This is a genomic window from Streptomyces sp. NPDC017890 (genome assembly GCF_044328675.1).
Classification (GTDB): Bacteria; Actinomycetota; Actinomycetes; order Streptomycetales; family Streptomycetaceae; genus Streptomyces.
Genome location: NZ_JBIRHU010000020.1, coordinates 62,997 through 77,336, shown reverse-complemented (window position 1 = coordinate 77,336; position 14,340 = coordinate 62,997). Strand labels below are relative to the sequence as shown.

Here is a 14,340-nt window from a genome sequence, read left to right as displayed (position 1 = left end):
TCACCTGTGTGCCGCCCAGGACCTGCCGGGCAGGCCCTAGCCCCGGGCCCGCTGGGTGACCGCGATGCACACCAGTACCGCCGCGGCCGTCAGCGGAGCGGCCACCGTCAGGTGCTCGCCCAGGAGAAGTACCGACCACACCAGTGTGAGCAGCGGCTGGGCCAGCTGCAACTGGCTGGCCTTCGGAATGCCGATGGCCGCCATGCCCCGGTACCAGACGACCAGGCCGAGGAACTGCGAGCCCGCCGCCACCCACAGCAGCCCGGTCACGCTGTGCGCCGTCAGGTGCACCGGCTCGAAGGACAGGGCCACGGCGGCCATCGGCACGGTCAGCGGCAGGCACAGCACCAGCGCCCAGCCGATGACCTGCCAGCCCGGCATCACCCGGGCCAGCCGGCCGCCCTCGGTGTAGCCGGCCGCGCACACCAGCAGCGCCGCGAAGAGATAGGCGTCGGCGGTGGTCAGGGCGCCGCCGCTCTGCTGCACCGTGAAGGCCAGCACGGCCGCCGCACCCGCCAGGGCCGCGATCCAGAAGGTGCGCGAAGGGCGGCTGCCGAGGCGCAGCGCCGACAGCAGCGCGGTGGTCAGCGGGAGCAGACCGACGACGACGGCGGCGTGCGCGGTGGTCGAGGTCTGCAGGGCGAGCGTGGTCAGCAGCGGGAAGCCGAGGACGACGCCACCGCCCACCACCGCGAGCCCGAACCAGTGCCGCCGCTCGGGCAGCGGGACCCGCAGCGCCAGCAGACAGCCACCCGCTATCACCGCGGCGAGGATGCTGCGCACGGCGATCAGGGACCAGGGGCCGAAGCCCTCCAGACCCCAGGCGGTCGCGGGGAAGGTGAGGGAGAAGGCGACCACACCGAGGGCGGCCTGGAGGGTGCCGGACGAGCTGGTGCCCAAGGAGGTGCCCGGACCGCCGACTGCTATCGCCGTCGCGCTGGTAGCGCTACTCTGTGCTCTCATGCATGAGCGTAGCAGTGTCGCTGAACTGGCGAATCAGTTGCGGCGGGAGCTCGACCGCTACTCACCCGGCGGAAAGCTCCCGTCCAGCCGGGCCCTCGTCGACCGGTTCCGGGTGAGTCCGGTGACCGTGTCCCGCGCCCTGGCGCAGCTGGCCGCCGAGGGGCTGGTGGTCACCCGGCCCGGCGCCGGGGCCTTCCGCGCCCAGCGGCGTGAGCCGGCCGCGCCCTGCGGGGACACCTCCTGGCAGGAGGTCGCGCTCAGCGCCGACGTCGCCACCGACCTCGTACCGCGCTCTGTGGACGCCTCCGGAGTCCTGGTCTCGCTGGCCGCCCCGCCGCCCGGCGTCGTGGAGTTCAACGGCGGCTATCTGCACCCGACGCTGCAGCCGGAGCGGGCGATGGCGGCGGCTCTGTCCCGCGCCGGGCGGCGGCCCGGTGCGTGGGGCCGGCCTCCGATGGAGGGGCTGGCGGAGCTGCGGGAGTGGTTCGCGCGGAGCATCGGCGGCGCCATCACGGCGGCGGAGGTGCTGATCACCGCGGGCGGCCAGTCCGCGCTGACCACCGCCCTGCGCGCCCTCGCCCCGCCCGGCACCCCCGTCCTCGTCGAGTCCCCGACGTACCCGGGCATGCTGGCCATCGCGCGTGCGGCCGGCCTGCGCCCGGTGCCCGTCCCCGTGGACGCGGACGGCGTGCGGCCGGCCCTGCTCGCCGACGCGTTCCGGGCGACCGGCGCCCGCGTCTTCGTCTGCCAGCCGCTGTTCCAGAACCCGACCGGTGCCGTGCTCGCCCCCGAGCGGCGCGGCGAGGTGCTGCGCATCGCCCGCGAGGCCGGCGCCTTCGTCGTCGAGGACGACTTCGTGCGGCGGCTGGTGCACGAGGACGCGGGCCCGCTGCCGGCCCCGCTCGCCGCCGACGACCCGGACGGCGTCGTCGTCCACGTCTGCTCGCTGACCAAGGCGACCTCGCCCAGCTTCCGGGTGAGCGCCCTGGCCGCGCGCGGGCCGGTGCTGGAGCGGCTGCGGGCCATTCAGGTCGTCGACACCTTCTTCGTGCCCCGGCCCCTCCAGGAGGCGGCGCTGGAACTCGTCGGCTCCCCCGCCTGGCCACGCCATCTGCGCTTCATCTCGGCGGAGTTGAAGGCCCGTCGGGACGCGATGACGTCCGCGCTGCGCCTGCACCTGCCCGAGGTGTCCCTGCCCCACATCCCCTCCGGCGGCTACCACCTGTGGCCGCGCCTGCCCGAGGGGACGGACGAGTCGGGGCTCACCTCGGCGGCCCTGCGCGCGGGCGTCGCCCTCACCCCCGGCCGCCCGTACTTCAGCGCCGAACCCCCGGCCGCCCACCTCCGGCTGAGCTTCGCCGCGGTCGCGGGTACGGGGGAGATCGCGGAAGGGGTACGACGCCTGCGTACGGCCTTCACGGAAGTGGCGGGCGAAGGGGCGGACCGGCCGCGATAACGGGTCGACGCGCTCCCCCGAGCCCTGCGAGCATCTCGGCATGACCGACGCACCGAGCCTGCCCGAGGGCTACGAACTCTCCACCGACCCGGACCGGATCGACGCCGGACGCGTGCACCACTGGCTGTCCACCGACGCGTACTGGGCGCTCGGACGGCCCCGGGACAAGCATGACCGGGCGGTGGAGAGCTCGCTCAACTTCGGGATCTACGACGAGGTGTCCGGGGAGCAGGTGGCGTACGCCCGGGTGGTCACCGACCGGGCCACCTTCGCGTGGCTGTGCGACGTGTACGTCGACCCCGCGGTGCGCGGCAAGGGGCTCGGTACGGCGCTGGTCGCGGCGGTGCGCGAGCACCTGCGGCCGGACGGGCTGCGGCGCCTCCTGCTCGCCACGCACGACGCGCACGGCGTCTACGAGAAGCTCGGCTTCACGGCGCTGGACCAGCCGGACCAGTGGATGGTGCTCGCCTTCGGCCGGTGAGTCGTGCAGCACCCTGGGCGACCCGGAGGTAACCCCCCTTGACCTGGGCGGGGCCGGGGTCGCCCGCCTGAGGGGATCGGTGTCACCCGCCCCAGCGGCTCGGTGTCACCCGCCCCAGCGGCTCGGGGTCGCCTGCCTGAGCGGGTCGGGGGGCGCCCGCCCAGAGGCCCGGGGGCGCCCGTCTAGAGCCCGGGGGAGGCCCGGCCGGAGGTCCGGGAGGGCGGTGTCTCGCGGCGGTAGTCCGTCGTGAGCAGCAGGTCCTTGGCCGGGCCGCCCACGCGCCACACCGTCCGCCAGTGGTCCTCGCCCCGGACGGTGAACTCGCCGCGGTAGAGGTCCGCGGCGCACGGGTGGTCGGCCACATGGTGTCCGGAGGCCAGATCCAGGCTGTGGAAGGGGCGGCCGTCCGTGAAGCGCACGTCGGCGGTGCCCGGCGCGGCCCCGGGTTCGTAGCGCAGGGTCCGCTCGGCGGGGCGGGTCACGCCCTGCCAGGTGAAGGCTCCGGACTCCCGGCTCAGCAGCCCGCCGTCGGCCGACGCGTCGAACACCGTGGTCCCCTCGAAGCGGCCCTCCGCGCCGCTCGCCAGGTCCCGCACCGACCGCTCGGTGCGCCACCGGCCCGCGAGGAACGCCAGCACGTCGGGCACCGGCCACAACCCGCCCATTTCCACCCGCTTTCCGCCTCCGTCCCCCTGGTTGCTGCGCGACCCATTGACGCGCCTCCACCCCCTCCCTATCTTGCCGTTCGAAGTGCTGACCAATGTCCGATATCTCGAACAACCTAGTGAGAGCCGCGGAGTATCCATGTCACGCACCCGCTGGAGACTCGGTCTCAGCGTCACCGCCCTGCTGACGGCTTCGGCCCTGCTGCCGTCGCCGGCGCACGCGGAGGCCGTCGCCGACTACGCGATCACCGTCGACCCGGCCGCCGAGGGCGCCGCGATCGACGACACGATGTACGGCGTCTTCTACGAGGACATCAACCGGGCGGCCGACGGCGGTCTGTACGCCGAACTCGTGCAGAACCGGTCCTTCGAGTACTCGACTGCCGACAACGCCTCGTACACCCCGCTCACCTCCTGGGCGGCCGAAGGCACCGCCGAGGTGGTGAACGACGACGGCCGCCTCAACGAGCGCAACCGCAACTACCTCTCCCTGGGCGCCGGTTCCTCCGTCGCCAACGTCGGCTACAACACCGGCATCCGGGTGGAGAAGGGCAAGCGGTACGACTTCTCGGTGTGGGCCCGGGCCGGGAGCGGCACGACCCTCACCGTCGCCCTCCGGGACGCCGCGGGCACGCTCGCGCAGGTCCGCCAAATCGCCGCGAAGGGGGAGTGGCGCAAGTACACCGCCGCCTTCACGGCGACCCGCACCAGCAACCGCGGCCGGCTGGCCGTCGCCACCACCGCTCCCGCCGCCCTCGACATGGTGTCGCTGTTCCCGCGCGACACCTACAAGCACCAGTCCAACGGCCTGCGCAAGGACCTCGCCGAGAAGATCGAGGCCCTCGACCCGGGCTTCCTGCGCTTCCCCGGCGGGTGCCTGGTCAACACCGGCTCCATGGAGGACTACAGCGAGGCGAGCGGCTGGCAGCGTGAACGCAGCTACCAGTGGAAGGACACCATCGGTCCGGTCGAGGAGCGCGCCACCAACGCGAACTTCTGGGGATACAACCAGAGCTACGGCCTCGGCTACTACGAGTACTTCCGCTTCGCGGAGGACATCGGCGCCATGCCCCTGCCCGTCGTCCCCGCCCTGGTCACCGGCTGCGGCCAGAACAAGGCCACCACCGACGACGCCCTGCTGAAGCGGCACATCCAGGACACCCTGGATCTCATCGAGTTCGCCAACGGCCCCCGCACCAGCGAGTGGGGCGCCAAGCGAGCCGAGATGGGCCACCCCAAGCCCTTCGGCCTCACCCACATCGGCGTCGGCAACGAGGAGAACCTCCCCCGGGAGTTCATGGACCGCTTCAAGGAGTTCCGCGCCGCGATCGAGGCGGAGTATCCGGACATCACCGTGGTCTCCAACTCCGGTCCGGACGACTCCGGCGCCACCTTCGACACCGCCTGGCAGCTGAACCGCGAGGCCGGCGTCGCGATGGTCGACGAGCACTACTACAACAGCCCGCAGTGGTTCCTGCAGAACAACGACCGCTACGACTCGTACGACCGGAACGGCCCGAAGGTCTTCCTCGGCGAGTACGCCTCCCAGGGCAACGCCTGGAAGAACGCGCTGTCCGAGGCCGCGTTCATGACCGGCCTGGAACGCAACGCGGACATCGTCAAGCTCGCCTCGTACGCCCCGCTGCTCGCCAACGAGGACTACGTGCAGTGGAGCCCGGACATGATCTGGTTCAACAACCGCGCGTCCTGGAACTCGGCCAACTACGAGGTTCAGAAGCTCTTCATGAACAACACCGGTGACCGCGTCGTCCCCTCCACGGCGACCGGTACGCCCGCCGTCAGCGGCCCCATCACCGGCGCCGTCGGCCTGTCGACCTGGGCGACCGGCGCGGCGTACGACGACGTGAAGGTGACGTCGGCCGACGGGAAGACCCTCCTGGCCGACGACTTCTCCGGTGACGCGTCCCAGTGGACCCACTCGGGCGCCGGCAACTGGACCGTCCAGGACGGCCAGTACGTCCAGACCGACGCCGCCGCCGAGAACACCCTGGTCACGGCGGGAGACCCGGCCTGGAAGGACTACGACCTGCATGTGAAGGCCACGAAGAAGTCCGGCAAGGAGGGCTTCCTCGTCGCCTTCGGCGTCAAGGACACCGGCAACTACTACTGGTGGAACCTGGGCGGCTGGAACAACACCCAGTCCGCCGTCGAACAGGCCTCGGACGGCGGCAAGTCGACGCTCCTGTCGAAGGCCGGCTCGATCGAGACGGACCGCGCCTACGACATCGACATCAAGGTGCGGGGCCGCCAGGTGACCCTCTACCTCGACGGCGAGGAGTGGGGCAGCTTCACCGACGACAAGCCGGCCGAGCCGTTCCGCCAGATCGTCACCGAGGACGCGCGCACCGGCGAGCTGATCGTCAAGGTCGTCAACGCCCAGGACACGGCGGCCCGTACGGCCGTCGACCTCGGCGGCGCCAAGGTCGCCTCCAAGGCCCGCGTCACCACGCTGGCCGCCGACCCGGACGCGGTCAACACCGAGACGGACACGCCGGTCACCCCGGTCACGTCGACCTTCTCGGGAGTGGCGGGGAAGTTCACGTACACCTTCCCGGCGAACTCCGTCACCTTCCTCAGGATCAGGCAGAGGTAGGCCACCGGTCCGTGGGCTGCTGTCCGAGCGGCAGCAGCCCACGCTCCGGCCTTCAGCCTTCAGCCTTCAGCCTTCAGCCTTCAGCTCTCAGCGCTCACCCCCCCCGGCCCGCAGTCGCGCGAAGCGCCGCATGCGGAGCCGCTGGTCGGCGGTGCCGCGGCCGACCTGTTCGATCAGGCCGGCCCACTCGCGGTGGCACAGGATGCCCTGCGTGAGGCAGGGGGACTCAGTCACCTGAACGACCGTCAGAGCAGTCGCCCCGATGCGGGGAAGAGGCCGTCCGCCGGCCGTGGAAAGACCGTGACCTGCGGCGAGCGCCCCAAGTCGGGCGCCGGGGACGGAAAGTTCACGGCGACGCCCCGCGAGCCGCCCCGAGCCACGGGCCACCACTTCGAAACCTGACGGCAATTCAATTAACCCCTGGATCATTTACGGGTCGGTTCGAGTTTCCCTGGCGGAAACAGGGTGCCGGAGAATACTGCTGCGCATTCGAATTCGCAGCACCCCTTCCGGGCGACAACACAACCATCGGGAAGTCCGGCGCCCAGGTCGGCGAATCAGCAACGCGTGGGGAGTGACCTCCCCTCCCCCCCCCACGAGACGCCGTCCCGTCCCGAATTTCCCTGGGAGCCTGTCGAAAATGGACCGTTCAAGCCTGGCGAGGGCCGTTCTGGGAGCCGTGCGGCGAAGATCGGACGGAAGCGGCGGCGCCCCGGACGGCGGCCCGCCCTCCATACCCTGGTGGCGGCGGCCGGCACAGTCCGCCGCCCTGCTGGCCGCGCTGCTCACCGCCACCGCCTTCTGCGCCGCCGACGCCGTCGCCGGCAGCTACCCCTTCGGGCCCCGCACCCGCGGCGTCAACGACCTGGGCAACCAGTACGTGCCCTTCCACGCCCACCTGTGGGACCTGCTGCACGGACGCGCCGACGGCGGTCTGCTGGTCAACTGGCAGTCAGGGTACGGATCCAGCTTCCTGCCCGACCTCGGCACGTACCTCAGCAGCCCCTTCGCCCTGCTGGTCGCGTTCTTCCCGCGGGACGAGATCGACCTCGCCGTCTACGCCGTCACCGTACTGAAGACCATGTCCGCCGGCGCCGCCATGGCCTGGCTGCTGCTCCGCCTGCGCCCGGGCCGCTGGTGGGCGGCGGGACTGCTGGGCGCCGCCTACGCCCTGTGCGGGTGGTCCCTGGCGGACGCCTCGTACAACCCGATGTGGCTGGACGGCCTGGTCGCGCTGCCCCTGCTCTGCCTGGTCGGCGAGTGGGCGCTGACCGGGAGGCGCCCGCTGCTCGGCGTGGTGATCGTGGCGCTCGCCTGGATCGCCAACTTCTACACCGCCTACATGGCCACCCTCGGCGCCGGTCTGTTGCTGCTGCTGCGGCTGTGGCTCAGCGGGCTGCCGCGCGGACGCGCACTGGCCGCCGCGGGCCGGGCCGCGGCCACCGTCGCCCTCGGCGTGGGCCTGTCCGCGCCGCTGGTGGCGGTGATCTACCTCGGCACCAAGCACGCCTACCCGGGCCGGGTCACGCAGTTCTCGCCGGTGCCCACCGAGGACGTCCTCGCCCGCATGCTGCCCACGACGTACGGCTTCGGCAGCCCGGCTCTCTTCGTGGGCACCACGGCGTTACTCCTCGCCCTCGCGCTGCCCTTCCACCGGGCGGCCCCGATGCGGGTGCGCGCCGGATGGCCCCTGCTGCTGGCCGCCGTGACGCTGTCCCTGCAGTGGACGCCGACCCACCTGGCCTGGCACGCCTTCGCCACCCCGAACGGCAGCCCCTACCGCCAGGGCTTCGTGCTCTGCGCCCTGCTGGTGATCGCGGCCTGGCACGCTCTTTCGTACGGCGTGCCGAGGCCGCGCGCGCTGGGCGCGGCGGGTGTGCTGCTCGCCCTGATCGCCGCCGTCGCGAGCGGCAGCGGCCTGGTGCGTTCCTTCCTCTGGCCGGTGCTGCTCCTGGCCGCGGCGGGCGCCCTCGGCGGACTGCTGCTGCTCGGCCGCGCGGAGCGGACGGCGGACGCGGGCGAGGGCGAGGGCGAGGGCGCGCGCGGGGAGGGCGCCGGACCTCGCGGCGCCCGTGCGGTCGGCAACGGCGCGGCGGGTGCCGGCGAACCGCCGACCGCCGACGGCGGACAGCCGGCCACCGGGGACGCGCAGCCGACCGCCGACGGCGGACAGCCGGCCGCCGGGGACGCGCAGCCGACCGCCATCGGCACGCGTCCGCCCACCGGCACGCGGTGGCCGGGCGCCGGTGGTGTGCGGCCGGACGGCCGGACGCCGCGGCCCGTCCTCGTCGGTCTCGCCGTGGTGCTGCTCATCGGGGCCCAGCTGGGGGAGGCCACCGCCACCTCCGCCGTGGCGACCCGGCTGCGGCTGGACCACCTGGACGACTACGCGCCCTGGGGAGGGCGGCAGGAGCGGCAGGCGGACGCGATCGCGCGGACCGAGGACTGGCCCCGCCACCGCACCGATCCGGGCCGGGAACAGACCGTGGGCAACGACCCGATGATGGTGGGCGGCCAGGGGGCCCAGTACTACAGCAGCCTCACCGCCGACGTCCTCAGCCGCATGCTCACCGCCCTGGGCGGCGGCTATACCTCCCGCGGCCGGAACGTGCAGAGCCTGGACAACGCCGTCACGGACGTGATCTTCTCCGTGGGCGCCCGCGTGCACTCCCCGCCGGACCAGCACCAGTCCTGGAACCCGCGCGACCGCAGCCCGCTGACCGTGTCCCGCCAGGACGTGCCCGCGCTGGTGACCGTCCGGCCGTCCGGCTCAGCCGGGCCCGGGCGCGCGGGTGTCGCCGCCCTCGGGCCGTCGCCGTACCGCAACCAGGAGACGGTGCTCGGCGCCCGCGTCTACACCGTGCCGCGCCTCACCGTGCGCACCCCCGCCGGGCAGCAGCCGGAGCGCAGCGCCGACCCGGCCCGCCCCGGGCTGCGCATCGACGCCGCCCGCCGTACCGCCGGGACGGGCCCCGCGCCGAAGCCGTCGATCACCGCCCGGTGCCCGGCCGGCAGCGAGGTCTACCTGTGGGCGCCGCACTTCTCCGGCACCGCCCGGCTCGCCGCCCCGGCAGGCGGGACGGGAGCGGGCACCGCCTACGGCCCGACCGGGCGGTTCACGTCCGACGCGGCCAAGATCGCCGCCATGCAGCGGCTCGGCCGGGTCCCGTCCGACGGGCAGCTGCGGATCGAGCTGGCCCCCACCAGGGCCGGCACCGTCCCCGACGGCGCGGTCGGCTGCCTGGACACCGCCCGTCTGCACACCGCCGTCGAGGACCTCAAGGCCACCGCCGCGAGCGAGGTCACCGTCTCCGACGGCACGCTGCACGCCCGGCTCCCGGCCGGCAGCACCGGCACCGCCGTCGTCGCCGCGCCCAGGATCGCCGGATGGCGGTGTGCCGCGGGCAACGCCTCCGCCGTCCCCGCCGAGCAGTACTACGGCCTGATCGCCGTGCCCCTGGACGGGTCGTCGACCAGCCTCACCTGCTCCTTCCGTCCACCGGGCCTGCGCCTGGGCACCGCCGTCGGCGGTGCCTCGCTCCTGGTCCTGGTCCTGCTGGGCACCCTCGGCGCCGTCCGCCGCCGACGGCGGACCGCCGCACGCCCGGCCCCGCACCGCACGCCCACACGCCCGCGCGAGCGCACGACCAGCGCTCTCTGACCGCGTCCCCGGGGGAGATCCCATGCTCATATCGATCGTCGCGCCCTGCTACAACGAGGAAGACGTCATCGAACGCTTCCACGAGGCGGTCCAGAAGGTCGCCGAAGAACTCCTGCCGCTCGGCCACGACATGGAGTTCGTGTACGTCGACGACGGCAGCCGCGACCGCACGCTGACGCTGCTCCAGCAACTGGCCGCCGCCGACGCGCGCGTGCGGTACGTTTCCTTCAGCCGCAACTTCGGCAAGGAGGCAGCTCTGCTGGCCGGCCTGCGCCACGCCACGGGGGACTCCGTGGTCGTCATGGACGCCGATCTCCAGCACCCGCCGGAGCTGATCCGGCGCATGGTCGAGCTGAGCGGCCAGGGCCACGACCAGGTGCTGGCGCGGCGCAGCAGGAGCGGCGACCGGTTCACCCGCACCCTCACCGCCCGCCTGTACTACCGGCTCGTCAACCGGCTCGTCGACGTGGAACTCAAGGACGGCGTGGGCGACTTCCGGCTGCTGTCGCGGCGCGTGGTCGACGCGGTACTGGCGCTGACCGAGTACAACCGCTTCTCCAAGGGCCTGTTCGCGTGGGTGGGCTTCCCCACCACCACCTTCGAGTACGAGAACGCGGTGCGCGAGCACGGCAGCAGTTCCTGGACCCTGAAGTCCCTGCTCAACTACGGCCTCGACGGACTGCTCTCGTTCAACAACAGGCCGCTGCGCGCCGCCCTCCACCTGGGTATGTGGCTGCTGCTGTGCGCCGGGGTGTACACGGCGTGGATCGTGGGCGCCGCCCTCGTCAACGGCGTGCAGACCCCCGGTTATGTCACCATCATCACGGCCGTCACCGCGCTCGCGGGCGTGCAGATGGTCATGATCGGCGTCATCGGGGAGTACACGGGCCGGATCTACTACGAGGTGAAGGGGCGCCCGCACTTCCTGGTGAAGGAGAGCAACGTCGAGCGGAAGAAAGATCTCATTCCCTGATGCGTAACCCGATGACGAGACAGATCGTCACCTTCGCCGTGGTCGGCGTCCTCAACACGGCGACGTACTACGTTCTTTACCTGTTGTTCCTCATGCGTATGCCGTATCTCCTCGCGCATGTGCTCGCCTTCTTCCTCAGCATGATCGGCTCCTTCTTCCTGAATGCGCGTTTCACCTACCGGACCCGGCCGACCTGGCGGAAATTCCTGCTGTTCCCGCTGACGAACGCCGCCAATTTCCTGATCACCACGGCGGGTGTGTACGTGATCGTCGACGTGCTGCACGCGGGGAGCCGGTTCGCCCCGCTGCTCGCGTCCGCGGCGGCGATCCCCGTGACCTTCGTCATCTCCCGCTGGATCATGCTGCCGAAGGCGGACCCGCCCCGGATTGCATAAACGTGCGCCCGTACGTATAGTCATGCCATCCAGGAGGAGGGTTTTCCATGGCTGTACGTGCGGCGGTGGCCGGAGCGAGTGGGTACGCGGGCGGAGAGCTGCTGCGTCTGCTCCTCGCACACCCCGAGATCGAGATCGGCGCCCTGACCGGCAACTCCAACGCCGGTCAGCGGCTCGGCGCGCTTCAGCCGCACCTGCTGCCGCTGGCCGGCCGCGTCCTGGAGGCGACGACGCCCGAGGTGCTCGCCGGACACGATGTCGTCTTCCTCGCGCTGCCGCACGGTCAGTCCGCCGCCGTCGCCGAGCAGCTCGGGCCGGACGTGCTGGTCGTGGACATGGGCGCCGACTTCCGGCTGAAGGACGCCGCGGACTGGGAGAAGTTCTACGGCTCCCCGCACGCCGGTACCTGGCCCTACGGCCTGCCCGAACTGCCGGGCTGCCGCACCGCGCTGGAGGGGTCCAAGCGCATCGCGGTGCCCGGTTGCTACCCGACCGCCGTGTCGCTGGCGCTCTTCCCGGCCTACGCCGCCTCGCTCGCCGAGCCCGAGGCCGTGATCGTCGCCGCCTCCGGCACCTCCGGCGCGGGCAAGGCCGCCAAGCCGCACCTGCTGGGCAGCGAGGTCATGGGCTCCATGTCGCCCTACGGCGTCGGCGGCGCCCACCGGCACACCCCCGAGATGATCCAGAACCTCGGCGCGGTCGCCGGCGAGCCCGTCTCCGTCTCCTTCACACCGACCCTCGCGCCGATGCCTCGCGGCATCCTCGCCACGTGCACCGCCAAGGCCCGCCCGGGGGTGAGCGCCGAATCCGTCCGCGCCGCCTACGAGAAGGCGTTCGCCGACGAACCCTTCGTGCACCTGCTGCCGGAGGGCCAGTGGCCGGCGACCGCGTCCGTCTACGGCTCCAACGCCGTGCAGGTGCAGGTCGCCCACGACGCCGCCGCGGGCCGCATCATCGCCATCAGCGCCATCGACAACCTGGCCAAGGGCACCGCGGGCGGTGCCGTCCAGAGCATGAACCTCGCCCTGGGTCTCGACGAGACCACCGGACTGACGACGATCGGAGTCGCGCCGTGAGTGTGACGGCAGCAAAGGGATTCACGGCCGCCGGTATCGCCGCCGGAATCAAGGAGAGCGGCAACCCCGACCTGGCCCTCGTGGTCAACACCGGACCCCGCCGCGCCGCCGCGGGCGTCTTCACCTCCAACCGCGTCAAGGCGGCCCCGGTCCTGTGGTCCGAGCAGGTGCTGAAGAGCGGGCAGCTGTCCGCCGTGGTCCTCAACTCCGGCGGCGCCAACGCCTGCACCGGCCCCAAGGGCTTCCAGGACACCCACGCCACCGCCGAGAAGGTCGCCGAGGTGCTCGGGACGGGTGCCGGAGAGGTCGCCGTGTGCTCGACCGGGCTCATCGGCGTACTCCTTCCCATGGACAAGCTGCTCCCGGGCGTGGAGACCGCCGCCGGTCAGCTCTCCGAGCACGGCGGCGAGAAGGCCGCCATCGCCATCAAGACCACCGACACCGTGCACAAGACGTCCGTGGTGACGAAGGACGGCTGGACCGTCGGCGGCATGGCCAAGGGGGCCGGCATGCTGGCTCCCGGCCTCGCCACCATGCTCGTGGTCCTCACCACCGACGCCGACCTGGAGGCCGACGCACTCGACGGCGCCCTGCGCGCCGCCACCCGGGTCACCTTCGACCGGGTCGACTCCGACGGCTGCATGTCCACCAACGACACGGTGCTGCTGCTCGCCTCGGGCGCCTCCGGCGTCACCCCGGCCCACGACGACTTCGCCGAGGCCGTCCGCACCGTCTGCGACGACCTCGGACAGCAGCTCATCCGGGACGCCGAGGGCGCCAGCAAGGACATCAGGGTCGAGGTCGTGAACGCCGCGACCGAGGACGAGGCCGTCCAGGTGGGCCGCACCATCGCCCGCAACAACCTCCTCAAGTGCGCCATCCACGGCGAGGACCCCAACTGGGGCCGCGTCCTCTCCGCGATCGGCACCACGTCCGCCGCCTTCGAGCCCGACCGCCTGAACGTCGCCATCAACGGCGTCTGGGTCTGCAAGAACGGCGGCGTCGGCGAGGACCGCGACCTGGTCGACATGCGCTACCGGGAGGTGCACATCGTCGCCGACCTCGCCGCCGGTGACGCCACCGCCACCATCTGGACCAACGACCTCACCGCCGACTACGTCCACGAGAACAGCGCGTACTCGTCATGAGCAGCCAGCCCACGCGGAAGCACACCGCGCTCCCCAAGGCCCAGATCCTCATCGAGGCGCTGCCCTGGCTGACCCGGCACCACGGCAAGACGGTCGTCATCAAGTTCGGCGGCAACGCCATGATCGACGAGGACCTCAAGGCCGCCTTCGCCCAGGACGTCGTCTTCCTGCGCCACGCCGGCCTCAAGCCCGTCGTCGTGCACGGCGGCGGCCCGCAGATCAGCGCCGCCCTCGACAAGCACGGCATCGTCAGCGAGTTCAAGGCCGGCCTGCGCGTCACCACCGAGGACGCCATGGACGTCGTACGGATGGTGCTGGCCGGGCAGGTGCAGCGCGAACTGGTCGGGCTGCTCAACCAGCACGGCCCGTTCGCGGTCGGCCTCACCGGCGAGGACGCGCACACCATCACCGCCACCCGGCACCAGCCCGAGATCGACGGCGAGTTCGTCGACATCGGGCGGGTGGGTGAGATCACCGAGATCGACACCGGCGCCATCGAGGCGCTGCTCGCCGACGGCCGCATCCCGGTCGTCTCGTCGATCGCCCGTTCCCAGGACGACGGACATGTCTACAACGTCAATGCTGATACGGCGGCTGCGGCACTCGCTGCGGCACTCGGCGCCGAGACTCTCATGGTCCTCACCGACGTCGAGGGCCTCTACGAGGACTGGCCGGACTCGGACGAGGTGATCAGCCGCCTCACCGCCTCCCAGCTGGAGAAACTGCTGCCCGAGCTGTCCAGCGGCATGGTGCCGAAGATGGAGGGCTGCCTGCACGCGGTGCGGGGCGGCGTCACCACCGCCCGCGTCATCGACGGCCGGGTCCAGCACTCGATCCTGCTGGAGATCTTCACCGACGAGGGCATCGGCACGATGGTCGTGCCGGACGAACAGGGGGAGCCGTGAGCA

At 72.1% G+C, this 14,340-nt stretch carries 12 protein-coding genes; 9 read left to right on the top strand and 3 right to left on the bottom strand.

Annotated features, from left to right (window positions below):
- Positions 1 to 36: 36 nt before the first annotated feature.
- The gene (locus tag ACH4F2_RS25580) at positions 37 to 963 is read right to left on the bottom strand and encodes a DMT family transporter (RefSeq protein ID WP_398135076.1); all 927 of its coding nucleotides are present in this window, start codon (positions 961 to 963) and stop codon (positions 37 to 39) included.
- Between ACH4F2_RS25580 and ACH4F2_RS25575 the strand changes: the two genes are divergently transcribed.
- Together ACH4F2_RS25575 and ACH4F2_RS25570 are read left to right on the top strand one after the other, a co-directional pair.
- The gene (locus ACH4F2_RS25575; protein ID WP_398135075.1) at positions 962 to 2,419 is read left to right on the top strand and encodes a PLP-dependent aminotransferase family protein; all 1,458 of its coding nucleotides are present in this window, start codon (positions 962 to 964) and stop codon (positions 2,417 to 2,419) included. The two genes, ACH4F2_RS25580 and ACH4F2_RS25575, sit on opposite strands and share 2 nt — an antisense overlap.
- A 40-nt stretch (positions 2,420 to 2,459) precedes the next feature.
- Positions 2,460 to 2,900: a GNAT family N-acetyltransferase gene (locus ACH4F2_RS25570; RefSeq protein WP_398135074.1), complete on the top strand. Its 441-nt coding sequence runs from the start codon at positions 2,460 to 2,462 to the stop codon at positions 2,898 to 2,900.
- A 182-nt stretch (positions 2,901 to 3,082) separates the two neighbouring features.
- Here the strand turns inward: ACH4F2_RS25570 and ACH4F2_RS25565 are convergent, their stop codons facing one another.
- Positions 3,083 to 3,565 carry a DUF6314 family protein gene (locus ACH4F2_RS25565; RefSeq protein WP_398135073.1) on the bottom strand — a complete coding sequence of 161 codons (483 nt, stop codon included), beginning with the start codon at positions 3,563 to 3,565 and terminating at the stop codon, positions 3,083 to 3,085.
- Between the two features lie 139 nt (positions 3,566 to 3,704).
- On the opposite strand from ACH4F2_RS25565, the gene ACH4F2_RS25560 reads away from it, so the two are divergent.
- A complete protein-coding gene (locus tag ACH4F2_RS25560; protein WP_398135072.1) occupies positions 3,705 to 6,179 on the top strand; it encodes an alpha-L-arabinofuranosidase C-terminal domain-containing protein in 2,475 nt (824 codons plus the stop codon).
- Positions 6,180 to 6,266: 87 nt separating this feature from the next.
- Here ACH4F2_RS25560 and ACH4F2_RS25555 read toward each other — a convergent pair whose 3' ends face one another.
- On the bottom strand, positions 6,267 to 6,413 hold the full coding sequence (locus ACH4F2_RS25555; protein WP_398135071.1) for a hypothetical protein: 147 nt from the start codon (positions 6,411 to 6,413) through the stop codon (positions 6,267 to 6,269).
- A gap of 406 nt (positions 6,414 to 6,819) precedes the next feature.
- Between ACH4F2_RS25555 and ACH4F2_RS25550 the strand changes: the two genes are divergently transcribed.
- The 6 genes from ACH4F2_RS25550 to argB are packed head-to-tail and all read left to right on the top strand — an operon-like array spanning position 6,820 to position 14,337.
- Positions 6,820 to 9,840, top strand: a complete 3,021-nt coding sequence (locus tag ACH4F2_RS25550; protein WP_398135070.1) for a YfhO family protein — start codon at positions 6,820 to 6,822, stop codon at positions 9,838 to 9,840.
- A 22-nt stretch (positions 9,841 to 9,862) separates the two neighbouring features.
- Positions 9,863 to 10,813: a glycosyltransferase family 2 protein gene (locus tag ACH4F2_RS25545; RefSeq protein ID WP_398135069.1), complete on the top strand. Its 951-nt coding sequence runs from the start codon at positions 9,863 to 9,865 to the stop codon at positions 10,811 to 10,813.
- A gap of 11 nt (positions 10,814 to 10,824) precedes the next feature.
- On the top strand, positions 10,825 to 11,208 hold the full coding sequence (locus tag ACH4F2_RS25540) for a GtrA family protein (RefSeq protein ID WP_398135068.1): 384 nt from the start codon (positions 10,825 to 10,827) through the stop codon (positions 11,206 to 11,208).
- 47 nt (positions 11,209 to 11,255) lie between these two features.
- Positions 11,256 to 12,284, top strand: coding sequence for an N-acetyl-gamma-glutamyl-phosphate reductase (argC, locus tag ACH4F2_RS25535; RefSeq protein WP_398135067.1), 1,029 nt, complete (start codon positions 11,256 to 11,258; stop codon positions 12,282 to 12,284).
- Positions 12,281 to 13,432 (top strand): bifunctional glutamate N-acetyltransferase/amino-acid acetyltransferase ArgJ, encoded by a 1,152-nt coding sequence (gene argJ / locus ACH4F2_RS25530; protein ID WP_398135066.1) that lies wholly within the window; start codon positions 12,281 to 12,283, stop codon positions 13,430 to 13,432. Before argC ends, argJ begins: the two co-directional genes overlap by 4 nt.
- Positions 13,429 to 14,337, top strand: coding sequence for an acetylglutamate kinase (gene argB, locus ACH4F2_RS25525; RefSeq protein WP_398135065.1), 909 nt, complete (start codon positions 13,429 to 13,431; stop codon positions 14,335 to 14,337). Before argJ ends, argB begins: the two co-directional genes overlap by 4 nt.
- The last annotated feature ends 3 nt before the right edge of the window (positions 14,338 to 14,340 follow it).